Below are 26,234 nucleotides of genomic sequence, written 5' to 3'. Positions count from 1 at the left end.
CTCTATTTTTGTGTGCGGTCCGGGGGCGCCAAACCAGGATTCGGGTGGCTCCTGTTTGGGGCGGCGGCCAGGGGCGGGCACTACGTGGCGTGCGTACCGACCAAGGGTCGGCACCTACCGGTCCGGGTAGTGCCTGAAACGCAGAAAGGCCGCCCGGAGGCGGCCTTTCCAAGCCGACCAACGGTCGGCTTCTACAGACACGTCAGCCGCTGCGCGGCTGGCGGTCTTATTTCACCAGCTTGGCGATGGCAGCGCCCAGGTCGCCCGGCGAGCGGACGGTGACGACACCGGCAGCTTCCATGGCGGCGAACTTGCCTTCCGCGGTGCCCTTGCCGCCCGATGCGATCGCACCGGCGTGGCCCATGCGCTTGCCGGCCGGAGCCGAGGCGCCCGCGATGAAACCGACGACCGGCTTCTTCACGTGGTTCTTGATGTACTCGGCACCGGCTTCTTCAGCGTCGCCGCCGATTTCGCCGACCATGATGATGCCTTCGGTCTGCGGATCTTCGTTGAACAGCTTCAGGCAGTCGACGAAGTTCAGGCCGTTGATCGGGTCACCACCGATGCCGATGCAGGTGGACTGGCCCAGGCCGACTTCGGTGGTCTGCTTGACCGCTTCATAGGTCAGGGTGCCCGAACGCGACACGATGCCGATCTTGCCCGGCTTGTGGATGTGACCCGGCATGATGCCGATCTTGCACTCACCCGGGGTGATGACGCCCGGGCAGTTCGGCCCGATCAGCACGGTGTCCGGATGCGAGCGGGTCAGCACGTTCTTGACGCGCAGCATGTCCAGCACCGGAATGCCTTCGGTGATGCACACGATGACCTGGATGCCGGCAGCGGCCGCTTCCAGGATCGCGTCAGCCGCATACGGCGGCGGCACGTAGATGACCGAGGCGTTGGCGCCGGTGCTCTGCACGGCGTCGGCAACGGTGTTGAAGACCGGCAGGTCGATGTGGGTGGTGCCGCCCTTGCCGGGGGTCACGCCGCCAACAACCTGGGTGCCGTACTCGATCATCTGAGTGGCGTGGAAGGTGCCCTGCTGGCCGGTGAAGCCCTGCACGATCACCTTGGTGTTCTTGTTAATCAAAACAGACATTGGATTTCCTTCGGTGTCGGATCAGGCAGCGTTCTTGACAGCTTCGACGACCTTCTTGGCACCGTCGTTGATGTTGTCGGCCGGGATGATGGCCATGCCGCTGTCACGCAGCAGCTGCTTGCCTTCTTCCACGTTGGTGCCTTCCAGGCGCACCACGACCGGAACCTTGACGCCCACTTCCTTGACCGCGGCGATGATGCCTTCGGCAATCATGTCGCAGCGGACGATGCCGCCGAAGATGTTGACGAAGATGCCTTCGACCTTGTCCGAGGACAGGATCAGCTTGAACGCTTCGATGACGCGCTGCTTGTTCGCACCGCCGCCCACGTCCAGGAAGTTCGCCGGCTCGCCGCCGTTGAGCTTGATGACGTCCATGGTGGCCATGGCCAGGCCGGCGCCGTTGACCATGCAGCCGATGTTGCCGTCCATGGTGACGTAGTTGATGTCCAGCTCCGAAGCGGTCACTTCGGTTTCGTCTTCCTGGGTCTTGTCGCGCATCGCGACCAGAGCCTTCTGACGGAACGCGGCGTTGTCGTCGCTGTCGAACTTGCCGTCCAGCGCGTACAGGTTGCCGTCGTCCAGGATGGCCAGCGGGTTGATTTCAACCAGGGCCAGGTCCTTTTCGTTGAACAGGCGGTACAGGTTCACCATGATGTTGGCGAACTGGCCGGCCTGCTTGGCGGTCAGGCCCAGCTTGAAGCCGAAATCACGGCCGTGGTAACCCTGCACGCCTTCAACGAAATCGACGTTGAGCGAGTGGATCAGCTCGGGGGTTTCCGCGGCGACCTGCTCGATCTCCACGCCGCCTTCCGAAGAGGCGATGTAGGTGATGGTCTTGGTGCCACGGTCAACCAGCACCGACAGGTACAGTTCCTTGACGATCTCGCCGGCGGTGGTCACCAGCACCAGGTTGACCGGGAGTTCGACGCCGGCGGTCTGGTAGGTAGCCATCTTGGTGCCGAGCATCTTGGCCGCAGCGGCCTTCACGTCGTCGGTGGTCTTGCAGAACTTGACGCCGCCAGCCTTGCCGCGGCCGCCAGCGTGGATCTGCGCCTTGACCATCCAGGGGCCCTGGCCCAAGGCGTTGGCAGCTTCAACCGCTTCGTCCGGGGTAGCCGCGACCTTGCCGGCCGGAACGGGAATGCCGTACTCGGCAAGCAGCTGTTTTGACTGGTATTCGTGGAAATTCATGCGTCACCGTGGGAATAGGAACGACCGCACGCATCTCCAAGGCTCCCTCACGGGGGCGCCGGTAAGGACCGCGGCGGGCCCACTATTGTGGACGACCCGGCGCGCGTGCGCAAAGAAGTCCGTCCGGAGACCGCCACGCCAGGGGGTTTCCGGCGCAATTTCAGGCAGTTGCGGCAGGGGCCGGAAACCGGCTTGCGGGCGCCTCGCCGCACCGCCGCGCAGCCGGCCGGCGCCCGCCCACCGTCCCGCCTTCACACGCCCGGCCCCGGCCGCCCGTCCCCAAACCCGGCCGGACCCCCTACACTGCCCGCGTGCCAGAAGGGGAGTTCCGGCGTGTCACCCAGTGCTTCATTGATCGACCGCATCGAATCGATACCGCGGCGCGAGCTGTATTTCTTCGCGCTGTACCGCCTGCTGATGGCCACCGTCATCGGCGCGCTGCTGTTCAGCCCATTGACCAGCCTGGTCGGGGCCGCCGACCACCCGAAGCTGGCGACGATCGTGGCCAGCGGCTACCTGCTGGTGGCCGTGCTGGTGCTGCTGTTCGGCCGCAACGAGCGCTGGCTGCGCACCATCGTGGTGTGGAGCGTGGCCGCCGACATCATCGCCGCCACCCTGCTCGCCCATGCCCTGCCCGGGGCAAGCGCAGGCATCTCGATGTCGCTGCTGTTCAACATCGCCGCGGCCGCCACCCTGCTGCCCTTGAGCATGGGGCTGGGCCTGGCCGCTGCCGCCAGCGCCGCCACCGCCGGCGAATACATCTGGAAACAGCTCGAAGGCGGCGACCCGACCCGCACCCTGGCCGAGCTGGCGATGTTCGTCACCAGCTACCTGGCCATCGCCTTCATCAGTTACCAGGTCGGCAACCGCGCCCGCATGAACCAGCAGCTGGCCAACCAGCGCGGCGATGAAGTGGCCAACCTGTTCCAGATCAACGAGCTGATCATCCGCCGCATGCGCACCGGCGTGATCGTGGTTGATGGTGCCAACCGCATCACCCTGGCCAACGAGGCCGCTTCCACCCTGCTCGGCGATGCCGACGGCAACAGTGGCAGCGGCCGGCTGGAACTGGGCAGCGCCGCGCCCGAGCTGAGCCGCCGGCTGCTGCGCTGGCGCAACGGCTGGACCAACGAGGAAATGCCGCTGCAGCTCTCGCCAGACCAGCCCGAAGTGCAGCCGCGTTTTGCCCGCCTGCTCGCCGGCAGCGACCTCACCCTGGTGTTCCTGGACGACTCCACCGTGGTCTCGCGGCGTGCCGAGTCCTTGACGCTCTCGGCGATGGGCCGCTTCTCGGCCAGCCTTGCCCATGAAATCCGCAACCCGCTGGCGGCGATCAACTACGCCGCCCAGCTGCTGGAAGAATCCACCGACATCGGCGACACCGACCGCCGCCTGCTGCAGATCATCAACCAGCAGTGCCAGCGCACCAACGGCATCGTCGAGAGCGTGCTCGGGCTGGCCCGGCGCGAGCGCGCCAATCCGGAGAACGTGGACCTGGCCGCGTTCGTGCGCCGCTTCGTGCTCGAATACAAACAGGTCCTCTCGCTGGAGACCGACAGCGTGGAGCCGATCATCAGCGAGACCTCCGTGCACGCCCTGGTGGACCCGCGCCACCTGCACCAGATCCTGACCGTGCTGGTCCACAACGCGCTCAAGTACGGCCGCGTGGCGGAAGAGCCTGCGCGCGTGCGGCTGCGCGTAGCGCGCCAGGACCGCACCGCCATCATCGATGTCATGGACCGCGGCCCCGGCATTCCCGAGACCGTCGCCAGCCAGCTGTTCCGGCCGTTCTTCACCACCTCCGAGCACGGCACCGGGCTGGGCCTGTACATCGCCCGCGAACTCTGCCGGGCCAACCAGGCACGGCTGGAGTACGTCTCGGTGCCCGCCGGCGGCGCCTGCTTCCGGCTGGTGCTGGCCGGCCCGCACACGATGATGGCCGGATGAGCCGCGCACATCCGCACACCACCGTCGAACATTTGTCGCAAACGACCGCCCTCGGCTATCTTCCTTCCTTATGACTGACACCCGCAGCGCCCTCGTCGTCGATGACGAGCGTGACATCCGCGAACTGCTCGTACTGACTTTGGGCCGCATGGGCCTGCGCATCAGCACCGCGGCCAACCTCGCCGAAGCCCGTGAGCTGCTGGCCAGCAACCCGTACGACCTGTGCATCACCGACATGCGGCTGCCCGATGGCAATGGCATCGAGCTGGTCACCGAGATCGCGCAGCACTACCCGCGCACGCCGGTCGCGATGATCACCGCGTTCGGCAGCATGGACCTGGCGGTGGAAGCACTGAAGGCCGGCGCGTTCGATTTCGTCAGCAAGCCGGTGGACATCTCAGTACTGCGCGGCCTGGTCAAGCACGCACTGGAACTCAACAACACCGAGCGTGCCGCGCCCGCAGCGCTGGCCCCGGAACAGGCCGCACGCCTGCTCGGCGATTCGCCGTCGATGGATGTGCTGCGCGCCACCATCGCCAAGGTCGCGCGCAGCCAGGCGCCGGTCTACATCCTCGGCGAATCCGGCGTCGGCAAGGAGCTGGTCGCCCGCACCATCCACGCGCAGAGCGCGCGTGCGCCCGGCGCCTTCGTGCCGGTCAACTGCGGCGCGATTCCCTCGGAGCTGATGGAGAGCGAGTTCTTCGGACACAAGAAGGGCAGCTTCAGCGGCGCGCATGCGGACAAGCCCGGTCTGTTCCAGGCCGCGCATGGTGGCACCCTGTTCCTGGATGAAGTGGCCGAGCTGCCGCTGCAGATGCAGGTCAAGCTGCTGCGCGCGATCCAGGAGAAATCGATCCGCCCGGTCGGCGCCGCCACCGAGGTACCGGTCGACGTGCGCATCCTCTCGGCCACGCACAAGGACCTGGGCGAGCTGGTCGAGGACGGCCGCTTCCGCCACGACCTGTATTACCGCATCAACGTGATCGAACTGCGCGTGCCGCCGCTGCGCGAGCGCCGCAGCGACCTGCCCGCGCTGGCCGCCTCGATCCTGGCCCGGCTGGCCCGCACCCACGGCCGCCCGACCCCGCTGCTGGCGCCCTCGGCGCTGGACGCCCTGGCCCAGTACCACTTCCCCGGCAACGTGCGCGAACTGGAGAACATCCTCGAGCGCGCCCTGGCCTTGGCCGAGGAAGACCGCATCGGTGCCAGCGACCTGCGCCTGCCGCAGCACGCGCCGCGTTTCGGCGCCGGCAATGCACCCGCCACCCAGGAAGAAGCAGTGGTCGACCTGCCGGCCGGCAATGGCGCCCTGCCCTCCTACATCGAGCAGATGGAGCGCACCGCGATCCAGAAGGCGCTGGAGGAAAACCGCTGGAACAAGACGCGCACGGCTGCGCAGCTGGGCATTACCTTCCGCGCGTTGCGGTACAAGCTGAAGAAGCTCGGCATGGAGTAGAGCCACCCCATGGGTGGCTGCCCAGCATCCACCAGCCCAGAAACAAAAAGGCCCGCTTGCGCGGGCCTTTCCGTATCAGCCCACCGCGCTGATCAATCCTTGGTGACCCGGTTGATCTCCGCCAGACCGGTCACACCGGCCGCGGCCTTGATCAAGGCCGACTGGCGAAGGTCATTGACCCCGGCCAGCTGCGCAGCTTCGGCAATCTGCAGCGCATTGCCACCGGCCAGCACGATTGTGGAGATCTCATCGGTCATCGGCATGACCTGGTACAGACCGGTACGGCCCTTGTAGCCCTCGGTGCACTCATCGCAGCCGACCGGCTCGAACAGCTTGATGCCGGCGTCCAGCTGGGCCTGCGTGAAGCCTTCGGCCAGCAGTGCGTTGGCCGGCAGCTCCACCGGGCGCTTGCAGTTGTTGCACAGCCGGCGGGCCAGGCGCTGGGCGATCACCAACGTCACCGAGCTGGTGATGTTGTACGGGGCGATGCCCATGTTCATCAGGCGCGCGATGGTCTGCGGCGCATCGTTGGTATGCAGCGTGGAGAGCACCATGTGGCCCGTCTGCGCGGCCTTGATCGCGATCTCGGCCGTTTCCAGGTCGCGGATTTCGCCGACCATGATGATGTCCGGATCCTGGCGCAGGAACGAGCGCAGCGCCGCGGCGAAGGTCATGCCGCGCTTGACGTTCTGCTGCACCTGGTTGACGCCGGGCAGGCGGATTTCCACCGGGTCTTCCGCGGTGGAGATGTTGCGCGTTTCATCGTTGAGGATGCCCAGCGCGGTGTACAGCGACACCGTCTTGCCCGAGCCGGTCGGGCCGGTGACCAGTACCATGCCATACGGCTTGTGGATCGCATCCAGGAACAGTTTCTGCTGGGCCGGCTCATAGCCGAGCTTGTCGATACCCAGCTTGGCCGCGCTGCCATCGAGGATACGCAGCACCACCTTCTCGCCGAACAGGGTCGGCAGCGTGCTGACGCGGAAGTCGATCTGCCGGGTCTTGGACAGGTTGAGCTTGATGCGCCCATCCTGCGGCACGCGTTTCTCGGCGATATCCAGCTGCGCCATCACCTTCAGGCGCGCGGCGATGCGCTGGTTGAGCTTGACCGGGGCCTTGGCCACGTTCTTGAGCAGACCATCGATGCGCAGGCGCACCCGATAGTCGTCTTCGTAGGGTTCGAAATGGATGTCCGAGGCGCCTTTGCGGATGGCGTCGACGAGGACTTTGTTGATGAACTTTACGACGGGGGTGTCGTCGCCTTTGGCGTCGACGCCGGAATCCGATGTTCCTCCCTCCTCGTCACCCATGGCGACATCCAAGTCGCCCATGCCTTCATCATCCCCGCCGAGCGCCGAGCCCAGCGTGTCCTGCTTGGACTGCCATTGCTCCAGCGTACGGCGAATCTGGTCTTCATCAACGAGGATAGGCTCCACCACCAGGTTGGTGTGAAACTTGATTTCATCCAGTGAATGAGTCGGATTGCTGGTACCGACGAAGAGCCTGCCACCGCGCTTGAAGAGCGGCAGGACGTGATGCTTACGCAGCAGTTCCTCGCTGACCAGATTCATTGCGTTCTGGTTGTTGTCGAACGCCGATACGTCGAGCAGAGGCATCCCGAACTCCACCGCGTTGGCGGCGGCCAGCTGGGCACTGGTGACCAGCTTTTTCTGCGCGAACCACTGAGGCAGCGGCAAGCGGGCAGCAGTAGCCTGCGCCATGGCTTCACGTGCAGCTGTCTCTTCAATCGCCCCGTCTTGAACCAAGCGACGAGCAATGCCGGTGATTCCGACAAGGTTGGGAGAAGTGGCGGCGTTCATGTTCGTCCTTTGGTTCAGTACAACGATTTCGCGGTTCCGGAAGTGTCAAATTGTCAGCTGGACCGGCCTTTGAGACAGGCCAGCAGCCAAGATGGCCAGCCGCTTGCACCATCCTGCATCGGTTCAAGAACATTTGCATCTGTCCGCGACCTAGTGGTCGAAGGCATTCCGAACCTGCAGAGATTGCGATCAATCGCCTGCCTTAAAGGCTCATCAATGAGGAAAGCCTCGCCTTGCAGGATGCTCAGGGCGGCGGCATCTGGCGACCTGGAGTTGGCATCAGAGATCAGTTCGCGCCTATCTGAGCTGACCCACGAAGTACACCAAGAGTCGCACGCGCGTGCAGCACACATCCCGCTACAGCTCAACATATAACGTGAAAAAAAACGGAGGGCAATTAGCCCTCCGCTCTAGGTCTTTCGACTCACCACGCTAGCCTTAGCTGGTCGGCGGAGTCACCACAGCACCCTGGCAGCTGCCCGGGCGGTACTTCGATTCAATCGAACCGCTGCAGGACCAGCTCGGGACAACACCGTCAGCGACGCCCGTGGCAGTCGGGGTCAGGGTGATCGTCTTGGCATCAATATCGTCAGAGATACCCTTCGCCGTCGCAGTAATGGTGGTGCCGTTCCAAGTCAAATTCGAGACGTACTGCGTCTGCTGGAAATCAGGCGCCCAGCTGGCAGGCGGCAGCGCATTGTTGCTGGCGACGAACTCGGAGATGTCCGTACGCAGCGAAGAAGCGGCCAGGATGACTTCCGAGACCTTGGCCTTCTTGGTGTAGTTCGAGTACGCCGGCAGCGCGATGGCGGCCAGGATGGCGATGATCGCGACAACGATCATCAGTTCGATCAGGGTAAAGCCCTGCTGCTTCTTCATGAGTACATCCCCTAGAGGTAGATAAATAGTAGGGCACTGGGCCGTTGCCTGACCGGCGGACCGGGTGAGCGAGGCGGGCGCCCTGTGCGGGTGGATCGAAGCAGGTTGCGTGCCAACAGTGCCAGCAATGCTCCCCAGCATTCCCCGGCGCAATGATGGCACCAATCTTCAGGATTGGAACCCCCCTCACAACAATTTGCGACGTATCCTGCAATGTGACCCGTTGCGTCACCTTTTGACGCCGCCGGTCTGGATCGGCTGCCCCCGCCGGACGCCCGGCAGGACTGCCAACGTTTGCCGGAACCGGCTACCATGCGGCGAGATAGCCCGCCTGGGGATGGCGTGGCTGGGGAGCCCTGTATGTCTGTCAGCCGTAGCGCGATCAAGAAAGAGCCCGTGGCGCGTAGCACCATGGAGTTGCAACCGTTTGTCTGGGAGGGGACCGACAAACGCGGCATCAAGATGAAGGGCGAGCAGCCCGCTAAGAATGCGAACCTTCTACGAGCCGAGCTGCGGCGCATGGGCATCATGCCCACCGTAGTCAGGCCAAAGACCAAGCCACTCTTCGGCGCGGCCGGCAAGCCGGTGGGCGCCAAGGACATTTCCTTCTTCAGTCGCCAGATGGCGACCATGATGAAGTCAGGCGTGCCCATCGTCAGCGCTTTGGAGATCATTGGCAGCGGACACAAGAATCCGCGCATGAAGAAGCTGGTGGGTAGCATCCGCACGGACATCGAAGGCGGCTCATCCCTGCATGAAGCGATCAGCAGGCATCCAATCCAGTTCGACGAGCTATACCGCAACTTGGTTCGTGCAGGCGAAGGCGCCGGTGTACTTGAGACCGTGCTCGACACCATCGCGACCTACAAAGAGAACATGGAGGCCCTCAAGGGCAAGATCAAAAAGGCCATGTTCTACCCCGCGATGGTGGTCGCCGTCGCAGTGCTGGTCAGTGCCATTCTTCTGATTTTTGTCGTCCCGCAGTTCGAAGAGGTGTTCAAGAGCTTCGGCGCCGAGCTTCCAGCCTTTACCCAGATGATCGTCGGACTATCGCGATTCATGGTGTCGTATTGGTGGGTAATGCTGGCAGCTGTGCTTGGCGCTATTTTCGGATTCATCTACGCCTACAAGCGATCCCCGAAGATGCAGCACACCATGGATCGCCTGATCCTGAAGGTGCCCGTCATCGGCCAGATCATGCACAACAGCTCCATCGCCCGGTTCGCCCGCACTACCGCCGTGACCTTCAAAGCCGGCGTGCCGCTGGTCGAGGCGCTGGGCATCGTCGCCGGCGCTACCGGCAACAAGGTCTACGAGGAAGGCGTGCTGCGCATGCGCGATGACGTGTCGGTCGGCTACCCGGTCAACATGGCGATGAAGCAGATCAACCTGTTCCCGCACATGGTGGTGCAGATGACCGCCATCGGCGAGGAGGCCGGCGCGCTGGACACCATGCTGTTCAAGGTGGCCGAGTATTATGAGCAGGAGGTCAACAATGCCGTGGACGCCTTGAGCAGCCTGCTGGAACCGATGATCATGGTGTTCATTGGTACCATCGTCGGCGGCATGGTGATCGGCATGTACCTGCCCATCTTCAAACTCGGCGCGGTAGTTGGATAACTAATCAATGGCATTTCTCGACCAGCATCCCGGTCTCGGCTACCCCGCCGCGGTCGGACTGGGACTGCTGATCGGCAGTTTCCTCAACGTGGTGATCCTGCGCCTGCCCAAGCGGCTGGAGTGGGAGTGGAAGCGCGATGCGCGCGAGGTCCTGGAAGAACCGGACATCTACGAGCCGCCGCCGCCCGGGATCGTGGTGGAGCCCTCGCACTGCCCGCACTGCAAGCACAAGCTGTCCTGGTACGAGAACATCCCGCTGTTCAGCTGGCTGGCCCTGCGCGGCAAGTGCCGCCACTGCCATGCCCCGATCTCGATCCAGTACCCGCTGGTGGAGCTGCTGACCGCCGTGCTGGTGGCTGCCAGCGTCTGGCAGTTCGGCTTCGGCTGGCAGGGCTTCGGTGCGATCGTGCTGAGCTGCTTCCTGGTGGCCTTGTCCGGGATCGATCTGCGTACCCAGCTGCTGCCCGACCAGTTGACCCTGCCCTTGATGTGGCTCGGCCTGATCGCGGCCAGCGACAACCTGTACATGCCGGCCAAACCGGCCCTGCTGGGCGCGCTGGCCGGCTATCTGTCGCTGTGGTCGGTGTGGTGGCTGTTCAAGCAGCTGACCGGCAAGGAAGGCATGGGCCACGGCGACTTCAAGCTGCTGGCGGCCCTGGGCGCCTGGTGCGGGCTCAAGGGCATCCTGCCGATCATCCTGCTGTCGTCCATCGTGGGCGCCATCATCGGCTCGATCTGGCTGTACTCGCGCGGCCGCGACCGGGCCACGCCGATCCCGTTCGGGCCGTACCTGGCCATCGCGGGCTGGATCGTGTTCATGTGGGGCGAGCCGTTGATCAACGGCTACCTGAGCTACGCCGGCCTGCGTTGAGGGCCGCGCGATGAGCGACTTCGTGATCGGGCTGACCGGCGGCATTGCCGCCGGCAAGAGCGAGGTCAGCCGCCGCTTCGAGGCGCTGGGCATCACCGTGGCCGATGCCGACCTGGCCGCACGCGCGGTGGTGGCCCCCGGCAGCGAGGGGCTGGCCCGGATTGCCGCTCACTTCGGCACCGACATCCTGCTGGCGGACGGCCAGTTGGACCGCGCGGCACTGCGCGCACGCATCTTCGATTCGGCGCAGGACCGCCAAGCGCTGGAGGCGATCACCCATCCGGCGATCCGCCAGCAGCTGCGCCAGGCCTGCGAGCAGGCCGAGGGGCCGTATGCGATCGCAGCGATTCCCCTGCTCACCGAGGCCGGCGGCCGCCAGCAGTACCCCTGGCTGGACCGGATCCTGGTGGTGGACGTGCCGGTGGCCGTACAGCACGCGCGGCTGATGCAGCGCGATGGCATCGACGCGGCCCTGGCCGACCGCATGATCGCCGCACAGGCCAGCCGCGAGGTGCGCCTGGCCCTGGCCGACGACGTGGTGGTCAACGACGGTCACCCGGACCACCTGCAGGCGCATGTGGAGCGGTTGGATCGGGCCTATCGGAAGTTGGCGGCGCGGTAGCTCTGGAGGAGCCGACCAACGGTCGGCTCTACCGTGTCAGGCGGGGGAGAAGGTCAGCGTGGCGATCACGCCGCGCCCGGCACCCGGACGGACGTTGACCTGCCAGCCGTAGAGATCGCACAGGCGGCTGACGATCGACAGGCCGATACCACCGCCCTGCGAATGCCCGGCGTGCGTGCCGCGGTAGCCACGCTGGAACAGCTTGGCCGCATCTTCCTCGCTCAGGCCCGGGCCGCTGTCGATCACCTCGACCGCGTTGGCACCGACGCGTACCCGCACCGCGCCTTCCTTGGAATACTTCACGGCGTTGCCGATCAGGTTGCCGAGTGCGACCGACAGGGCCGATTCCGGCGCGTCGATCACCAGATCGTGGTTGCCTTCCAGGACCAGCTCCAGCGGCTTGCCGCCCAGCTGGGCGCGATGCGAATCCAGCAACTGCTCCGAGACCCGGGCGACATTGCTGCTGCCCTGCCCGCGCTCGTTGCGCGAGAGCAGCAGCAGCGCGCCGATCAGATCGGTGCATTGCTGTTCGGCGCGCTGGATGCGCTGCAGGCGCTGCAGCACCTTGGGATCGAGATCCGGGCGGGTCAGCAGCAGCTCGGTGGCGCCGCGGATTACGGCCAACGGCGTGCGCAGTTCGTGGCTGACGTCCGCATTGAACTCACGGTCGCGCTGCACCACTTCGGTCAGCCGCGCGGAGTAGTCATCCAGCGCCTGGGCCAGCTGGCCCACTTCATCGTCCGGGAAACGCGGCGCCAGGGGTTCGGGCTCGCTGGTGCCACCGCGGTAGGCGCGCAGACGGGCGGCCAGGTCGGACACCGGTTTCATCACCTTGGAGGCGGACCACCAGCCCAGTACGAGGGACAGCACACTGAACACCAGGACCGAGAAGAACAGCGCGCGGTTGAGCTGACTCTCGCCGCGGATGCTCTCCGTCATGTCATAGGCCAGGAAGAACCACACCTCCGGCGTTTTGCGTACCGCCAGCTTGTAGGAAAACGGCTTGCCGCCGTCATCCACGCCGCTGACACCGTGGATGCCATCGTTGAACTCATACCAGTCCGGCTGTTCCAGGCGCAGCGCCTCGAACTTGTCCGGCCGGACCAGTCGGGCGTACATCTGCTGCACCGGAAGGTCTGGGCTGCGCGAGGGGTCTGCCGCGAAACGCTTGGCGTACTCGTTGATGTTGCGGTTCATCACATCTTCGACCAGCTGGTTCTCCACGCGGGCGCGGGTCCAGTTGGTGGCGAACGCAAACAGCGTGGTCAGGCAGAAGCCCAACAGCACGAACGAGACGATGATGCGGCTGCGCAGCCGGCGCCGATATGGCGCGCGGCGACGCCCCCCCCTGCCCGTCACCGGATCAGGCTTCCGGCGCGGCGATGCGGTATCCGATGCCATGACGGGTCTGGATCATCGGAACCTCGAAAGGCTTGTCGACCACGGCGCGCAGGCCGTGGATATGCACGCGCAGGGAATCCGAATCCGGCAGCTCTTCGCCCCACACGCGGGTTTCCAGCTCCTGGCGGGTGACGACGGCCGGGGAGGCCTCCATCAGCGCCTGCAGGATCTTCAGCGCGGTCGGGTTGAGCTGGAGCAGCTTGCCCTGGCGACGTACTTCCAGCGTATCCAGGTTGTACTCCAGGTCACCGGTTTCCAGCACGCGGGTCTGCACGCCTTTGCCGCGACGCGACAGGGCGTTCAGGCGCACCTCGACTTCCTGCAGCGCGAACGGCTTGATCAGGTAGTCATCGGCACCGGAATCGAAGCCGGCCAGTTTGTTGTCCAGGGAATCGCGGGCAGTCAGCATCAGCACCGGGGTCTGCTTGCGCGCCTCGTTGCGGAGCTTGCGACAGACCTCGATCCCATCCATGCCGGGCAGGTTGAGGTCCAGCACGATCGCGTCGAACTCATGGACGACGGCCAGGTGCAGGCCGGTGACGCCATCGGCAGCGAAGTCCACGGTGTGGCCGCGGTCTTCGAGGTAATCGCCCAGGTTGGCGGCAATGTCGCTGTTGTCTTCGATTACAAGGATTCGCACTGTGACCTCTAGTTGGAAAAACGACCGACGCGCTGCGCTTGGTCCATGCTGCTCTGGGACGTGTTCTTGATCCGTTCCCGCTGGGCGACCGTCATGCACTGCGTCTGCGGCATGTTGGAGCCCACCACGCGCTCACGCCTGCATATTAGACGGCTATCTTCGCGCGCCTGTGTCAAAACGGTGTTCACCACCTGCTGGTCGTTGAACAGTTCGTGGCGGTTGTCCGCAGACAGGGCTGCCTCGCTGCCGCTCCGCTCGATGATGCCACGCATATGCCCCAAGGCCTGACGGACCCGGCTGCGCTGATCCACGGTGATTTCCGAGTAGGTCTCGCCGTCGTTCAAGTCCGCTTCGATCTTGGTGATCTGTTCAGCCATGGGCTTGCCGGGCTCAAAGATTTCCTTGTTCTTCGGCGCCGCTGCGGCGCTTCCCATTGCCAGTGCCAGTGCTGCGGCCGCCATGGCCATCGTCAAACGCTTCATGTCGAGCTGATCCGTGCTGTGAAGTGAACGCCGAATGTATGCCGGGCCTGCCGGTGGCAGCAAGTGCTGGAGGTCAGGGAGAAAAAGGCCCAGGCGTTTCCGCCTGGGCCTGAAGGTGTTTCCCGATTACCGATCCTGCTGAGGAGGGCAGAGCTGCGGTTCGACAGAGCCTACGCCGGGGTCGATTAAACCGATGTTAAGACCCTGCCCCACCTTGAAAATACGCATCAACTCTTTGTATTTACTGGCTTTTTCAACGAGGCAACGTGGTCGATGATGCGTCCGGCGAGGTCGGCCTGGCAGATCGCCTCGATGCCCTCCAGCCCGGGGGTGGAATTGACCTCCAGCACCAGCGGGCCGCGGCTGGAGCGGATCAGGTCCACCCCGGCCACCCCCAGCCCCAGGGCTTTGGCCGAGCGCACCGCCACCAGCTGTTCGGCCCGGCTGGCCTTGGCGGCGCGGGCGCTGCCGCCGGCATGCAGGTTGGAGCGGAAGTCGCCCTCCGGGGCCTGGCGCTGCATCGCCCCGACCATCTGGTCGCCGACCACCAGGCAGCGCAGGTCGGCGCCCTGCGCCTCGCCGATGAACTCCTGCATCAGGAAGTTGGCATACAGCCCCCGCAACGCCTCCACGATGCCGCGCGAGGCGCTGGCCTTCTCGGTCAGGATCACGCCACGGCCCTGGGTGCCCTCGTTGAGCTTCACCACGTGCGGCGGCGGGCCGAGCATCGAAAGCAGATCGACGGTGTCGTCCGGGTTGTCGCCGAACACCGTGACCGGCATGTCGATGCCCTTGGAGGCCAGGATCTGATGCGCCCGCAGCTTGTCGCGCGCACGCAGGATCGCATCGGAGGGATTGGGAGTGCGCGCGCCCATCATCTCGAACTGGCGCAGGACAGCCGTCCCGTATCGGGTAACCGAGGCACCGATGCGCGGGATCACCGCGTCCACCCCGGTGATTGGCCGCCCCTTGTAATGCATGGTGAAGCCGTCCGCCGCGATCCGCATGTAACAGCGCAGCGGATCGAGGATGCGCACGGTATGGCCACGCGCACGCGCGGCCTCCACCAGGCGGCGCGTGGAGTACAGCTTGCTGTTGCGGGACAGGATGGCGAGTTTCATCGCGGCGCGGGGGTGGGAAAGCGCGAAGCATAGCGTGTGGCAGGTAGGGCCGGATGACGGCGATCAGGTCGCCGCCGGAGGCAGCCCATCAGCCGATCTCACGGGCGAGGTGATCCGGCTGTCCACGACGTCCGGTCGCGCTCACCGTCTCAGCTTTATCCCGCGGTGCCTGCACGGCATGAGCGCAAAGATGTTTGGGGAACGGATGGTCCAAACAACTCGAAAACGCTCGATTTATATCGCTAGCGGGACAGGCTGAAAACCTACCGAATTCTGCGCCCTACCGTAGGAAAAACCTTGTTTTGCAAAAGCGGACTTTCGTCCTTGTTGCCCCATTTTTTTGTGAATACCTTGCGATCGCCGGTCAATCAGACAGGCAACGCAGATACACACATGGACAACGCAAAGGAGACAAGCATGACGAACAAAATCAGGGCCTCTCTACTCAGCCTGGCCGTGGCAGGCACGGCCATCTTTGGATCAACCGCGTCGTTCGCCGCACAAGCGAACGACGTCGTCATCATCATTATCTGTGATGACTCAGGCTGCGTGATCATTGAGCGGTAATAGGTAACGGCCGGGGCATCTGCGAATCGATGCCCCTGTTTTCCGGAGAGTACTTCCAACCGGAAACAAGACCAAGGCTTCGTCCTCGGAGAATGCAGCCAACGAATCGCACTCCTTACTACCCAACAATCACTGGATCTCCGAGACAGGGAAGCCCCCGCCATGTTGTCCACCTTTCACCCGATGGCATGCATCGCCTGGATGCGCGTCGCCGAACAGCCCCAACGCCTGCTGTATCTTGCAGCGACGCTTACGGTCTGCACGCTCGCGTGGGTCGTTCTTTCCGCCTTTTCCTCTCCATTTCTTGCATCGCGTGTAGGAATGGCGGTCAACGCCGAACTGGCCGTCGCCAATGCACAGACCCAGAACGGTTCGTTTCCGCTGCGTCATGCCCTGCGGCTGGAGGAAATGCCGGGGGTCTCCGCAGTGTCCTATTTTGGCCTCGCCAGCCTTCCCTGCGGTGATGGGCGCAGCAGCCTGAGCATCAACGCGTACGGCGGGTCCGGGGTTGACACCCTGCTGCGAGGACGGGGCGCCAGCCAGGAAACGCTGGATCGATGGAGATCCACGCGCACTGGACTGCTTGTCGGCGCCGACGCCGCAGCCCGATGCAATCTGAAACCAGGAATGTCGCTGACGCCCCGGGACCATCTATCCGGCGTAGAGATTCCCATCACCATCGTCGCCATCCTGCCCGGCGGTGGTGGCGCGCTGGATGACCGTATCGCCTACGGTCACTACGACTATCTCAATCGCCTGATGCCAGACGAGCGAAGCGATCAGGTTCTGCGGGCCCGCGTGGTCGGTGAGAACGCCGCAACGTTGAGTGCGCTCGCGCGATCAATCGATCTTGCGTTTGCCAGCAGCGATCCCCCACTGCAGGCCAATCCCGCCAGCGGCACGGAATCCGCATTGGGCAGATTTGGGCAGGTACAGGCGCTGCTCGGACTGATCATGGTGGCCATGGCCGCATGCGCGCTGCTCGTCTGGGTAACCGTGCTGGCACACCTGGTCACCCAGCGACGCCCAAGCATGGCAGTCCTCCAGAGCATGGGATTCGGTCGCGGGCTCCAGTTCGGGGCACTGATCATCGAGCTCGGGGCCGTGGTCACGGTCGGCGCGTTGCTGGGCGTCCTGGGCGGACAAGGCGTCATAGCGCTGCTCACCCCTCGCGTGTCCTGGCTGCTCGGGCCGTTGCGCGCACCGGATTGGGCCTTCGCGTCACTACTGCCTGCACTCCTTCTACTTGCGGCCATCGCACTTGTCTGGCCTGCGCTTCAAGTCAGGCGCCTGAAACCCATCGACCACCTCCAGAGCTGACGCTGGGCGTTTCCTTCAATCGCGAGCTCGCCATGAATACCTTCACCCAGATTGGGCCCCTGTGGGCGTTTCTGCTCTCCATGCATCGCCGTCGCCCCGGGGACACCCTGCTGATGGGTGCGGGCTTCAGCATCGCCACGGCTGCGCTGGCGGTGATGCTGGCCATTCCAGCCGGTATTGACCGCATTGCCGGCCAGACGGGGCAGCCGGACATCGCACTGGCGCTCTCCAATGGGGCGCTCGACGAGGCCGGCAGCAGCCTTTCTCCGGAACAGGTCGCCGTGGTGTCCCATCTGCCGCATGTCGGACGTGATGCCAACGGCCGTCCTCGTGCCGCGCCTCAGTTTCTGGCCAACGCCAAGCTATCGCGGACCGACGGACAAACAAGCCCGGTACTGCTGCGCGGCATCTCCGCCGACACCTGGGCGATGATGGATCCCACCCGTATCGATGTCGCCATCAAACCCCGCGAAGGAGCCCGCGAGTTGGCCGCCAGCGCCACGCTCCAGGCCCAGTTCCCCGAGCTCGCGCGCTCCCACGTCGATATCCAGGGAGCCTCCTGGCAGCGAACCAGCGAGCTCCGTGCCGCGGGAAATCTCTGGGAGTCGGAGATATGGACCGATCTGTCCGCCCTGCAGGCCGCCTACAACCGTCCGGGCCGGGTGTCCTCGTTGTGGTTGAAGGTGGACTCGCCGAATGCACTGACCGCATTGCGGGCCGCCGCAGCGGATGATCCGCGCCTGCAGGGCGTCCGGATCCTGAGTCAGGTCGAGTACTACGAGCAGCAGGTCGGATTCTTGACACGGCTCGCCCGCAGCGCCGCGCTGGGCGTGTCCCTGCTGCTGGGTGCAGGTGCCATCCTGGCCATCTCCACCACGCTGGGCATGGTCCTGGAAAGACGCCGCAAGGAAATGGCCACACTCCGGGCGCTGGGCTTCAGCGATACCGCGGTGGGCACTGCGTTGCTGCTCGACCTGCTGGCCATTGGAGCGCTGGCCTCGCTGGTCACATTCGGGATTGTCCATGTCTTCCTTGATGGCGCGAGCTTTGGCACATCCAGCGTCAACCAGGCCGTATACGCACGCTTTGTCCTCGATGCCGAGGTAATGACCGCGGTGCTGGGCTACGCCCTGCTGGTCGGTTTGGCCAGCGCGGCGATGCCGCTGCGCAAGGTCATGTCAGGTCGTCTGGTGGATGCCCTCAGGGAATGAGCCCGCCGCCGTCCGCTACTGCCGCCACCCGTCAAGGAATCACCGACATGACCACCCCCTCCAAAAACATCTCTGGCGATCTGCTGCAGGAGCTCCACATTGAACGGAAAGCCCAGCCCGATGCGACACCGCCCCGTTTCGGTCGTCGACCTGTCTCCGTCGGCTTGGCCGTGGCGGTAGGCGCCAGCCTTTGCCTCTGGTTGTGGGGACGCACCAGCACGGTTGCCGAGACCGACGCCGTCGCAGCCGTCGCTACCGCGGCTGCTCCTGCGGCGCCGACGACCATAACCGGGCCCACGCTCGACGCAAGCGGGTATGTCGTGGCCCGGCGGACTGCCACCGTGTCCTCCCAGCTCACCGGGGTTGTCACCGAGGTCCTGTTTGAAGAGGGCGACCACGTTGAGCAGGGACAGGTACTGGCCCGACTCGATGCACGATCAGCCATGGCCGGCCTTGAATCGGCGCAGCGGCAGGTCGCCGCGGCGGGACAACTCGCGCGCCAGCATGAGATCCAGTTCGCCCAGGCAGTGCGCGACAGCCAACGAGCGCTGGAACTGTCAGAGAGCGGACTGGTCTCTCGTCAGGATGTCGAACAGGCGTCGGCCAAGGCCAATGAGCTGCAGGCACAGATGCTCTCGCAACGGCGCAACGCGCAGGCGGCGCGCGCCTTGGCCGATGTCGCACAGGTGAATCTGGACCACGCCGTCATCCGCGCCCCCTTTGCGGGCGTGATCACCTCCAAGGCTGCGCAGGTCGGCGAGATCATCTCTCCGAGCGCATCCAGCGGCTACACGCGTACCGGTGTCGCGACCATCGTGGACATGAACTCCCTGGAAGTGGAAGTCGATGTCGGCGAGGCGTACATCGGCCGGGTGCGCATCGGCATGGCGGCCGACGTGCGTCTCAACGCCTATCCCGAGCTGTCCCTGCCCGGCAAGGTGATCGCGATCATTCCCACGGCGGATCGCGGCAAGGCGACGGTCAAAGCCCGTATTGGCCTGCAGCTCAAAGACCCCCGCATCCTGCCCGACATGGGCGCCCGTGTGAGTTTTCTGGTTGCCGCATCCAACTCGCCAGACATCCCGAACGCACGCAGGCAACAGGACAGCAATTCGGCCGAACCTCTGGCACATGCAGGTCCGCACATGACAGGTGCGACCAGCACGCCCATCACCTCTCAGGAGCAGCAATGACCTGTTCGATTTCGCTTACCGACGTCTCCAAAACCTACCGACGCGGACAACAGCGCGTCGACGTGCTCCGTTCGGTGGACCTGCAGGTAGGCAGTGGGGAGTTTCTGGCGCTGATGGGCCCATCGGGGTCCGGCAAGACAACCCTGCTCAATCTGATCGGCGGGCTGGACACGCCCACGTCCGGCACCATCAAGGTCAATCAACAACGCATCGATCAGTTGACCCGCAGGCAGCTGGCGGCATGGCGAAGCCAGAGCGTGGGATTCATTTTCCAGTTCTACAACCTGATGCCGACCCTGACCGCGTTGCAGAACGTGGCACTGCCTCTGCTGTTGTCGCCCTCAGCCAAAGCCCAGCGCAACCGGCGGGCGGAAATCGCCCTGCAGCTGGTCGGGCTGGCCGAACGCATCAGCCATCGCCCCACCGAGCTTTCAGGTGGGCAGCAGCAACGTGTCGCAATCGCACGCGCGATCGTGGCTGATCCCGCCTTCCTGATCTGCGACGAGCCAACGGGTGATCTGGACCGTGAGTCCGCCGCTGGGGTGATGGACCTGCTGCAGCGGCTGAACCGGGAGCATGGAAAAACGATCGTCATGGTGACGCACGATCCCAAGGCCGCCGGATACGCGACACGCGTGGTGCATCTGGACAAAGGAGAGTTGCTCGAGCCAACGGGCGTCGGTGCCGGGGTGGGCTGACGCTGCAGCGAGGGAATCCAACGCAATCTGATGACCATGCCTCACGCCGAGGCAGGCAAGACACCTCAGACTGTGGAGCGGGTGAAGGGAATCGAACCCTCGTCAGTAGCTTGGGAAGCTACAGCTCTACCATTGAGCTACACCCGCAAGGCGCGGCGTAAGTCTATTCGGGCGGGGCCCTCAAACGCAACGGGCGGCACTGGGCCGCCCGTTGTTTCACGCTTTCAGCATGCGTGCGCGGCGCCCGCGGACGGGCGCTGCGCACGGTGGATCAGAAGCTGCCGCCGAAGCTGGCGAACAGCGACACGTCACGGGCGCGCTTCTGCATCGAGGTGGTGCTCATGCCGATGTTGCTGCTCAGGCCCCACAGGTTCAGGCGCGCACCCAGCACGGCGGTGGCGTAGTTCTTGTCGAACTCGAGGCCCGGCACCTTGTACATGCCCACGTCCGGCATGGACTGCAGCCAGGCGCTGGCCTGCTTGCCGTCCTCGAACTCGTGGTCATAGGTCACCTGGACGTACGGCTTGACGTTGCCGCCGTCGAAGCGGGCCTGCCAGCCGACGCGGCCGACGGTCGAGTCCGTGTCCTGGTCGGCATAGCCCAGCGCCGAGGCGCTCGGGTTGGACTCGGTGTAGCCGTCCAGCTTCACCTTCTGCCAGATCACGGCGGCGACCGGACCGTGGCGGAAGCCGCCCTCGGTGCCGAACTCATACCCGGCGTTCAACGCGGCGGTCAGGTTGCTGCCTTCCGGCGAGCCCTTGTGGATGCGCGTGGCCGGGCCGAGCTGCAGCTTGCGGGTCACGTCGTAGTCCAGCCAGCTGTAGCTGAGCTGACCATTGACCCAGGCGCGGTCGCCATACCAGCCGGCGAACAGGCCCAGCGTGGTGTCGGACTGGGTGAAGTCGCCCTTGTTGTTGCCGAAATCGGCGTCCATGCGGCCGTAGCCGGCGAAGCCGCCGACCACCATGCCGTCACGCGCCCAATCCACGCCGAACAGGCCGGCCGGGGCCATGCCGTCGTACAGATCGGCGTGGGCATAGCGCTGCATGTCGCCGCGCAGGTTGCCCCACCAGCTCAGGCCGTCGGCCGGACGGCCGTCGACGTGCCAGCTCACCTGGTCGGCGCGCGAGCGGCCGATGGTCTGCGCGGAGTGGGTCAGGATCTGCTGGTTGCGCGGGGCCTCCAGGATCGACAGCGTGTACTCGCCCAGCATCTGGTGGGTGGCGGTGGTCGGGTGCACGCCATCGGCGAACACGTAGCTGTTGGCGGCGTCCGGGGTGGCGTAGCTGGTCGGGTTGCAGGTCAGCGACGAGGCCGTGGTGCAGGCCGGGCTGGTGACGTTGACGAAACCGTACTCGCCCGGGTTGGCGACGATCTCCTGCAGGATGTGGAAGGTGTCGACCGGGATCACCTGCAGGCCGGCGGCCTTCAGGCCACCGAACAGGGCGTCGTTGTAGGCCTTGGCCAGCGCAGTACCGGCGGCCATGCCGGCCGGGCCACCGGCGCGGGCGCCCGGGGTCAGGCCGACGTCCGGAATGGTCGGTACGACGATGTATTCGGCGCCAGCCGCCTTCAGGGTGCCGACGATGCCGACCTGGTCGCGGACCGCGTTGGTCAGGGTCGCGACCAGCGGTGCGCCGGCCTGGATGGCGAACAGGTCATTGGCACCGCCCCACACGGTGTACAGGGCGTTCGGGTCGGCCTTGCCGCCGTTGGCTGCCAGGTACTGCGCGGTCTGGGTCTTGAGCGAGTACACCGGCACCGCCGGCGCGCCCGGGGCGAGGATCTGGCTGGTGTCCACGCCGACACGGGCGCCGCCGATGGCGTAGTTGTCACCGTTCTGGCCGTTGCCGTGTGCAGCGCCGTTGGTGCCGTAGTAATGCGCCACGTGCTCGGCCCAGACCCAGCCCGGGTTGGTGGTGAACTGGCCGGTCACCGGCTGCACCGAGGCCGGCAGCAGCGGACGGAAATAGCCCGCATCGGACAGGCTGTCGCCGATGAACACAGTCTTGGTGTACGGCGACTGTGCCATGGCCGGCATCGCCGCCAGGGCAATGGCCACGGCCATGAGGGAGCGGATCGGGCGTTTGCTGAGCAACATGAAAACTCCTTGAAGGTGGGGAAGACGGCGGACGTACGCCGGCGCACGGTGCATGGTTCCATTGCACCCCGCCGGCATCACGCTGCGCTGCGGCATGAACGCCCCAGCCCCGCCGCCCGGCCATCGTTGGCCTGGCGCTCGCGGCACCTCTGCCGCGGGGCGCACAGGGTACGCACTGTGGTGTGATTGGGGGACAATACCGTCATGAACATCCAGCTCAACGGCGAGAACCGCCAGCTTCCGCACACCGCTACCGTCCATGACCTGCTGCACAGCGAGCAACTGCTCGAGCGCCGGGTGGCGGTCGAGGTCAACGGCGAGATCGTCACCCGCAGCCAGCACGCCAGCCACGGCCTGCGCGAAGGCGACGTGGTCGAGATCGTGCATGCACTGGGCGGTGGTTGAGGCAGCATCGTGACGCGTGATAGGCGATAATTCGGGCCATGAATGCACCTGCCCCCACTGATTCGCTGGTGATCGCCGGCAAGACCTATGCTTCCCGCCTGCTCACCGGCACCGGCAAGTTCAAGGATCTGGAAGAAACCCGCCTGGCCACCGAGGCCGCCGGCGCCCGGATCGTCACCGTGGCGATCCGCCGCACGAACATCGGGCAGAACCCGGGCGAGCCGAACCTGCTCGACGTGCTGCCGCCGGACCGTTACACCATCCTGCCCAACACCGCCGGCTGCTACACCGCCGAGGACGCCGTGCGCACCTGCCGGCTGGCCCGCGAGCTGCTGGACGGCCACAACCTGACCAAGCTGGAAGTGCTGGGTGACCAGAAGAGCCTGTACCCGGACGTGGTGCAGACCCTCAAGGCGGCCGAGCAGCTGGTCAAGGACGGCTTTGAGGTGATGGTCTATACCTCCGATGATCCGATCCTGGCCAAGCGCCTGGAAGAGATCGGCTGCGCCGCGGTGATGCCGCTGGCTGCGCCGATCGGCTCGGGCCTGGGCATCCAGAACAAGTACAACCTGCTGCAGATCATCGAAGACGCCAAGGTGCCGATCATCGTCGATGCCGGCGTGGGCACCGCCTCCGATGCGGCGATCGCGATGGAGCTGGGCTGCGATGGCGTGCTGATGAACACCGCCATCGCCGGCGCGCGCAACCCCGTGTTGATGGCCAGCGCGATGCGCAAGGCCGTGGAAGCGGGTCGCGAAGCCTTCCTGGCCGGGCGCATTCCACGCAAGCGCTACGCCAGTGCCTCCTCGCCGATCGACGGGTTGATCGGCTGATGACCAATCCTTTCGACAGCGCCGGTGCCAAGGCACCGCCCAAGCCCTTCACCATCACCGAAGGCCGCCGCGAGGTCCGCAGTTTCGTGCTTCGCCAGGGCCGCTTCACTCCCGCCCAGCAGCGTGCGTTCGATGACCGCTGGCCGCGCTTCGGGCTGGACTTCACCGGTGAGCCGCGCGATCTCGATGCCACGTTCGGGCGCGATGCACACAAGGTGCTGGAAATCGGCTTCGGCAACGGTGCCGCACTGCGCTTCGCCGCGCAGCAGGATCCCAGCCGCGATTACATCGGCCTGGAAGTGCACGCCCCCGGCGTGGGCCGCCTGCTCAATGCCCTGGCCGACGACGACGCCGACCACGTGCGCCTGTACCACCACGATGCCGTGGAGGTGCTGGAGAAGGAAATCGCCGATGGCGCGCTGGATGAAGTGCGCATCTATTTCCCGGACCCGTGGCACAAGAAGCGCCACAACAAGCGTCGCCTGATCCAGCCCGGCTTTGCCGAACTGCTGGTGCGCAAGCTGCGCGTGGGTGGCCGACTGCACTGCGCCACGGATTGGGAAGACTATGCCGAGCAGATGTGGGAGGTGCTCGACGCCACTGCCGGGCTGACCAACCGCGCCGGTCCGCGCGGCCAGGTCGAGCGTCCGGAATGGCGTCCGCAGACCCATTTCGAAACCCGTGGCCAGAAACTCGGCCATGGCGTGTGGGACCTGTTGTACGACCGCACCTGATCCCTCAAGGAACCGCGCCACCCCATGGATACCGCGCTGACGCTGACTACCGACATGAAGCTCGTCCTCGGGCTGGTCGGCTTCACGATGGCGATGTTCCTGTTCGAGCGCATCCGCGCCGACGTGGTGGCGCTGGTGGTGCTGGTGGTGCTCGGTGTCACCGGGCTGATCGCGCCGGAGGAGATCTTCGGCGGTTTCTCAGGTAACGCGGTGATGAGCATCATCGCCACCACCATCCTCGGCGCGGGCCTGGACCGCACCGGGGCACTGAACCGGTTGGCGGCATGGCTGCTGCGGCGCGGGCACGGCGTGGAAACGCGCCTGCTGATGATGACCACCGCGATCGCCGGGTTGAACTCCTCGTTCATGCAGAATCCCTCGGTGATGGCGCTGTACCTGCCGGTCGCTTCGCGCCTGGCTGCGCGCACGGGGCTGACCCTGCAGCGCCTGCTGCTGCCGATCGCCGCGGCGATCGTGATGGGCGGCGCGCTGACCATGGTCGGCAACTCGCCGCTGATCCTTCTCAACGATCTGCTGGCCTCGGCCAACAACAACCTGCCCTCGGGCCTCGCCACCATCGAGCCGCTGCGCATGTTCGCGCCGCTGCCGATCGGCGTGGCCCTGCTGATCGCCTCGCTGCTGTATTTCCGCTACTTCGGCGACCGCAAGCTGGTGGAGGAAGAGACGCTGGCCAACGACGGCGTCACCCCGTCGCGTACCGAAAGTTACTTCGCCAAGACCTACGGCATCGAAGGCGATGTGTTCGAGCTGGTGGTCACCGCCGAAAGCCCGCTGGTCGGCATGACCCTGGGCGAGGCCGAGAACGTGCATGACGCGCCGCTGCTGCTGGCGCTCAAGACCGGCAACGACACCCGCCTGGCACCGCCGGCCGAAATGCGGATCTGGGTCGGCAGCGTGCTCGGCGTGATGGGCGCGCGCCAGCAGGTCAGCGATTTCGCGCAGAACCAGTTCCTGCGGATGTCGTCGCGCCTGAAGCACCTGGGCGATCTGTTCAACCCGAGCCGCGCCGGCATTTCCGAAGCGGTGGTGCCGCCGACCTCCGACGTGATCGGCAAGAGCGCCTCGGACCTGCGCCTGCGCAAGCAGCGCGGCATCAGCCTGCTGGCGATCAACCGCGACAAGCAGGTGATCCGCGAAGACGTGCGCAACGTAGCGCTGCGCGCGGGCGACATGCTGGTCTTCCACAGCATCTGGACCGACCTGGCGCAGGCGGCCAAGAGCCGCGATTTCGTGGTGGTGACCGACTACCCGAAGGGTGAGCAGCGGCCGCACAAGTTCAAGATCGCGATGAGCATCTTCGCCCTCACCATCCTGATCGCGCTGACCTCCAAGCTGCCGGTGGCGCTGACCCTGATGACCGGCGTGGCCGGCATGCTGCTGACCGGCGTGCTGCGCATGGACGAGGCCTACGCTTCGATCAACTGGAAAACCGTGTTCATGATGGCCGGGCTGATTCCGCTCGGCTGGGCGATGGACAGCAGCGGCGCAGCGGCGTGGATCGCCGGCCACACCATCGACCGCCTGCCGACCGGCATTCCGGTGTGGGTGCTGGAGATTGCACTGGCCTTGCTGACCACGATGTTCTCGCTGGTGATCAGCCATGTGGGCGCGACGATCGTGATGGTGCCGATCGCGGTGAACCTGGCGCTGGCCGCCGGTGGCAGTCCCACCGCGTTCGCGCTGATCGTGGCGTTGTCGGCGTCCAACAACCTGATGACCGCCTCGAACCCGGTGATTTCGATGATCACCGGCCCGGCCAACTACACCCCGCGCGAGCTGTGGCGCGTCGGCGCCCCGCTGTCGTTGATCTACACGGCGGTGGTGGTGCTGATGATCAACCTGATGTTCTAGGTAGTGCCGGCCGCTGGCCGGCTCGCCGGATGCCCCAGGTAGTGCCGGCCGCGGGCCGGCTCCCGCAAGGCCCCAGGTAGTGCCGGCCGCTGGCCGGCTCCCGCAATGCCCCAGGTAGTGCCGGCCGCTGGCCGGCTCCACGTACGGT

The 26,234-nt window shown here is 65.3% G+C and carries 23 protein-coding genes and 1 tRNA gene; 14 read left to right on the top strand and 10 right to left on the bottom strand.

Annotated elements, in window-relative coordinates; all coding sequences use genetic code 11:
* Positions 1–226 precede the first annotated feature (226 nt).
* Complete coding sequence (sucD, locus tag ABE473_RS17595) at positions 227–1,102, bottom strand: succinate--CoA ligase subunit alpha (protein ID WP_176988385.1); 876 nt, start codon at positions 1,100–1,102, stop codon at positions 227–229.
* 21 nt (positions 1,103–1,123) lie between these two features.
* A complete protein-coding gene (gene sucC / locus ABE473_RS17590) occupies positions 1,124–2,293 on the bottom strand; it encodes an ADP-forming succinate--CoA ligase subunit beta (RefSeq protein ID WP_176988384.1) in 1,170 nt (389 codons plus the stop codon).
* A gap of 333 nt (positions 2,294–2,626) precedes the next feature.
* Between sucC and ABE473_RS17585 the strand changes: the two genes are divergently transcribed.
* Positions 2,627–4,240, top strand: a complete 1,614-nt coding sequence (locus tag ABE473_RS17585; RefSeq protein WP_346479774.1) for an ATP-binding protein — start codon at positions 2,627–2,629, stop codon at positions 4,238–4,240.
* A 70-nt stretch (positions 4,241–4,310) separates the two neighbouring features.
* Positions 4,311–5,696, top strand: coding sequence for a sigma-54 dependent transcriptional regulator (locus tag ABE473_RS17580; RefSeq protein ID WP_346490385.1), 1,386 nt, complete (start codon positions 4,311–4,313; stop codon positions 5,694–5,696).
* Positions 5,697–5,788: 92 nt separating this feature from the next.
* Here the strand turns inward: ABE473_RS17580 and pilB are convergent, their stop codons facing one another.
* Both pilB and ABE473_RS17570 read right to left on the bottom strand, forming a co-directional pair.
* Entirely contained in the window at positions 5,789–7,516 is a 1,728-nt protein-coding gene (gene pilB / locus ABE473_RS17575; RefSeq protein ID WP_346490384.1) for a type IV-A pilus assembly ATPase PilB, read from the bottom strand.
* Between the two features lie 438 nt (positions 7,517–7,954).
* Complete coding sequence (locus ABE473_RS17570; protein ID WP_346490383.1) at positions 7,955–8,395, bottom strand: pilin; 441 nt, start codon at positions 8,393–8,395, stop codon at positions 7,955–7,957.
* A gap of 360 nt (positions 8,396–8,755) precedes the next feature.
* Between ABE473_RS17570 and ABE473_RS17565 the strand changes: the two genes are divergently transcribed.
* The 3 genes from ABE473_RS17565 to coaE are packed head-to-tail and all read left to right on the top strand — an operon-like array spanning position 8,756 to position 11,508.
* Complete coding sequence (locus ABE473_RS17565) at positions 8,756–10,015, top strand: type II secretion system F family protein (RefSeq protein ID WP_346490382.1); 1,260 nt, start codon at positions 8,756–8,758, stop codon at positions 10,013–10,015.
* 7 nt (positions 10,016–10,022) lie between these two features.
* Positions 10,023–10,886 (top strand): A24 family peptidase, encoded by an 864-nt coding sequence (locus ABE473_RS17560; protein WP_176988378.1) that lies wholly within the window; start codon positions 10,023–10,025, stop codon positions 10,884–10,886.
* Between the two features lie 10 nt (positions 10,887–10,896).
* A complete protein-coding gene (gene coaE, locus ABE473_RS17555; protein WP_346490381.1) occupies positions 10,897–11,508 on the top strand; it encodes a dephospho-CoA kinase in 612 nt (203 codons plus the stop codon).
* Positions 11,509–11,544: 36 nt separating this feature from the next.
* Here coaE and ABE473_RS17550 read toward each other — a convergent pair whose 3' ends face one another.
* The 4 genes from ABE473_RS17550 to rimK form a co-directional block, all read right to left on the bottom strand.
* Complete coding sequence (locus ABE473_RS17550; protein WP_176988376.1) at positions 11,545–12,909, bottom strand: HAMP domain-containing sensor histidine kinase; 1,365 nt, start codon at positions 12,907–12,909, stop codon at positions 11,545–11,547.
* Positions 12,872–13,549 (bottom strand): response regulator transcription factor, encoded by a 678-nt coding sequence (locus tag ABE473_RS17545; protein WP_019183933.1) that lies wholly within the window; start codon positions 13,547–13,549, stop codon positions 12,872–12,874. The genes ABE473_RS17550 and ABE473_RS17545 overlap by 38 nt, the downstream gene beginning before the upstream one ends.
* Before the next feature lie 8 nt (positions 13,550–13,557).
* Positions 13,558–14,031 (bottom strand): hypothetical protein, encoded by a 474-nt coding sequence (locus ABE473_RS17540; protein WP_346490380.1) that lies wholly within the window; start codon positions 14,029–14,031, stop codon positions 13,558–13,560.
* Positions 14,032–14,258: 227 nt separating this feature from the next.
* A complete protein-coding gene (gene rimK / locus ABE473_RS17535) occupies positions 14,259–15,152 on the bottom strand; it encodes a 30S ribosomal protein S6--L-glutamate ligase (protein ID WP_346490379.1) in 894 nt (297 codons plus the stop codon).
* Between the two features lie 417 nt (positions 15,153–15,569).
* Between rimK and ABE473_RS17530 the strand changes: the two genes are divergently transcribed.
* The 5 genes from ABE473_RS17530 to ABE473_RS17510 all read left to right on the top strand — a co-directional run bounded on the left by ABE473_RS17530 (position 15,570) and on the right by ABE473_RS17510 (position 20,141).
* Positions 15,570–15,719: a hypothetical protein gene (locus ABE473_RS17530; protein WP_346490378.1), complete on the top strand. Its 150-nt coding sequence runs from the start codon at positions 15,570–15,572 to the stop codon at positions 15,717–15,719.
* A gap of 162 nt (positions 15,720–15,881) precedes the next feature.
* Positions 15,882–17,039 carry an FtsX-like permease family protein gene (locus ABE473_RS17525; RefSeq protein WP_346490377.1) on the top strand — a complete coding sequence of 386 codons (1,158 nt, stop codon included), beginning with the start codon at positions 15,882–15,884 and terminating at the stop codon, positions 17,037–17,039.
* A 32-nt stretch (positions 17,040–17,071) separates the two neighbouring features.
* Positions 17,072–18,250: an ABC transporter permease gene (locus ABE473_RS17520; protein WP_346490376.1), complete on the top strand. Its 1,179-nt coding sequence runs from the start codon at positions 17,072–17,074 to the stop codon at positions 18,248–18,250.
* 47 nt (positions 18,251–18,297) lie between these two features.
* On the top strand, positions 18,298–19,443 hold the full coding sequence (locus ABE473_RS17515; RefSeq protein WP_346490375.1) for an efflux RND transporter periplasmic adaptor subunit: 1,146 nt from the start codon (positions 18,298–18,300) through the stop codon (positions 19,441–19,443).
* A complete protein-coding gene (locus ABE473_RS17510) occupies positions 19,440–20,141 on the top strand; it encodes an ABC transporter ATP-binding protein (RefSeq protein WP_346490374.1) in 702 nt (233 codons plus the stop codon). Before ABE473_RS17515 ends, ABE473_RS17510 begins: the two co-directional genes overlap by 4 nt.
* 73 nt (positions 20,142–20,214) lie before the next feature.
* Here ABE473_RS17510 and ABE473_RS17505 read toward each other — a convergent pair.
* A tRNA-Gly gene (locus ABE473_RS17505) sits at positions 20,215–20,288 on the bottom strand.
* Between the two features lie 124 nt (positions 20,289–20,412).
* A complete protein-coding gene (locus ABE473_RS17500) occupies positions 20,413–22,242 on the bottom strand; it encodes an autotransporter domain-containing protein (RefSeq protein ID WP_346490373.1) in 1,830 nt (609 codons plus the stop codon).
* Positions 22,243–22,446: 204 nt separating this feature from the next.
* On the opposite strand from ABE473_RS17500, the gene thiS reads away from it, so the two are divergent.
* From thiS to ABE473_RS17480, 4 genes are read left to right on the top strand one after another with little or no spacing between them, the layout of a single operon-like run.
* Positions 22,447–22,647, top strand: coding sequence for a sulfur carrier protein ThiS (gene thiS / locus ABE473_RS17495; RefSeq protein WP_176988371.1), 201 nt, complete (start codon positions 22,447–22,449; stop codon positions 22,645–22,647).
* Positions 22,648–22,685: 38 nt separating this feature from the next.
* Positions 22,686–23,480: a thiazole synthase gene (locus ABE473_RS17490; RefSeq protein WP_070471215.1), complete on the top strand. Its 795-nt coding sequence runs from the start codon at positions 22,686–22,688 to the stop codon at positions 23,478–23,480.
* Positions 23,480–24,214 carry a tRNA (guanosine(46)-N7)-methyltransferase TrmB gene (trmB, locus tag ABE473_RS17485; RefSeq protein ID WP_179460221.1) on the top strand — a complete coding sequence of 245 codons (735 nt, stop codon included), beginning with the start codon at positions 23,480–23,482 and terminating at the stop codon, positions 24,212–24,214. The genes ABE473_RS17490 and trmB overlap by 1 nt, the downstream gene beginning before the upstream one ends.
* A 24-nt stretch (positions 24,215–24,238) precedes the next feature.
* Positions 24,239–26,086 carry an SLC13 family permease gene (locus tag ABE473_RS17480; RefSeq protein WP_179460220.1) on the top strand — a complete coding sequence of 616 codons (1,848 nt, stop codon included), beginning with the start codon at positions 24,239–24,241 and terminating at the stop codon, positions 26,084–26,086.
* The last annotated feature ends 148 nt before the right edge of the window (positions 26,087–26,234 follow it).

The sequence above is a fragment of the Stenotrophomonas sp. TWI700 genome, assembly GCF_039673645.1.
In the GTDB taxonomy this organism is placed as follows: Bacteria; Pseudomonadota; Gammaproteobacteria; order Xanthomonadales; family Xanthomonadaceae; genus Stenotrophomonas; species Stenotrophomonas maltophilia_AA.
Note: the sequence above shows the minus strand (reverse complement) of the source record. Positions and strands in the feature narration are given on the sequence as shown.

What these genes read in the sequence shown, in the direction of transcription:
- sucD (WP_176988385.1), bottom strand. Translation starts at nt 1,102, where the DNA reads ATGTCTGTTTTGATTAACAAGAACACCAAGGTGATCGTGCAGGGCTTC.
- sucC (WP_176988384.1), bottom strand. Translation starts at nt 2,293, where the DNA reads ATGAATTTCCACGAATACCAGTCAAAACAGCTGCTTGCCGAGTACGGC.
- ABE473_RS17580 (WP_346490385.1), top strand. Translation starts at nt 4,311, where the DNA reads ATGACTGACACCCGCAGCGCCCTCGTCGTCGATGACGAGCGTGACATC.
- pilB (WP_346490384.1), bottom strand. Translation starts at nt 7,516, where the DNA reads ATGAACGCCGCCACTTCTCCCAACCTTGTCGGAATCACCGGCATTGCT.
- ABE473_RS17570 (WP_346490383.1), bottom strand. Translation starts at nt 8,395, where the DNA reads ATGAAGAAGCAGCAGGGCTTTACCCTGATCGAACTGATGATCGTTGTC.
- ABE473_RS17565 (WP_346490382.1), top strand. Translation starts at nt 8,756, where the DNA reads ATGTCTGTCAGCCGTAGCGCGATCAAGAAAGAGCCCGTGGCGCGTAGC.
- ABE473_RS17560 (WP_176988378.1), top strand. Translation starts at nt 10,023, where the DNA reads ATGGCATTTCTCGACCAGCATCCCGGTCTCGGCTACCCCGCCGCGGTC.
- coaE (WP_346490381.1), top strand. Translation starts at nt 10,897, where the DNA reads ATGAGCGACTTCGTGATCGGGCTGACCGGCGGCATTGCCGCCGGCAAG.
- ABE473_RS17550 (WP_176988376.1), bottom strand. Translation starts at nt 12,909, where the DNA reads ATGGCATCGGATACCGCATCGCCGCGCCGGAAGCCTGATCCGGTGACG.
- ABE473_RS17540 (WP_346490380.1), bottom strand. Translation starts at nt 14,031, where the DNA reads ATGAAGCGTTTGACGATGGCCATGGCGGCCGCAGCACTGGCACTGGCA.
- rimK (WP_346490379.1), bottom strand. Translation starts at nt 15,152, where the DNA reads ATGAAACTCGCCATCCTGTCCCGCAACAGCAAGCTGTACTCCACGCGC.
- ABE473_RS17530 (WP_346490378.1), top strand. Translation starts at nt 15,570, where the DNA reads ATGACGAACAAAATCAGGGCCTCTCTACTCAGCCTGGCCGTGGCAGGC.
- ABE473_RS17525 (WP_346490377.1), top strand. Translation starts at nt 15,882, where the DNA reads ATGTTGTCCACCTTTCACCCGATGGCATGCATCGCCTGGATGCGCGTC.
- ABE473_RS17520 (WP_346490376.1), top strand. Translation starts at nt 17,072, where the DNA reads ATGAATACCTTCACCCAGATTGGGCCCCTGTGGGCGTTTCTGCTCTCC.
- ABE473_RS17515 (WP_346490375.1), top strand. Translation starts at nt 18,298, where the DNA reads ATGACCACCCCCTCCAAAAACATCTCTGGCGATCTGCTGCAGGAGCTC.
- ABE473_RS17510 (WP_346490374.1), top strand. Translation starts at nt 19,440, where the DNA reads ATGACCTGTTCGATTTCGCTTACCGACGTCTCCAAAACCTACCGACGC.
- ABE473_RS17500 (WP_346490373.1), bottom strand. Translation starts at nt 22,242, where the DNA reads ATGTTGCTCAGCAAACGCCCGATCCGCTCCCTCATGGCCGTGGCCATT.
- thiS (WP_176988371.1), top strand. Translation starts at nt 22,447, where the DNA reads ATGAACATCCAGCTCAACGGCGAGAACCGCCAGCTTCCGCACACCGCT.
- ABE473_RS17490 (WP_070471215.1), top strand. Translation starts at nt 22,686, where the DNA reads ATGAATGCACCTGCCCCCACTGATTCGCTGGTGATCGCCGGCAAGACC.
- trmB (WP_179460221.1), top strand. Translation starts at nt 23,480, where the DNA reads ATGACCAATCCTTTCGACAGCGCCGGTGCCAAGGCACCGCCCAAGCCC.
- ABE473_RS17480 (WP_179460220.1), top strand. Translation starts at nt 24,239, where the DNA reads ATGGATACCGCGCTGACGCTGACTACCGACATGAAGCTCGTCCTCGGG.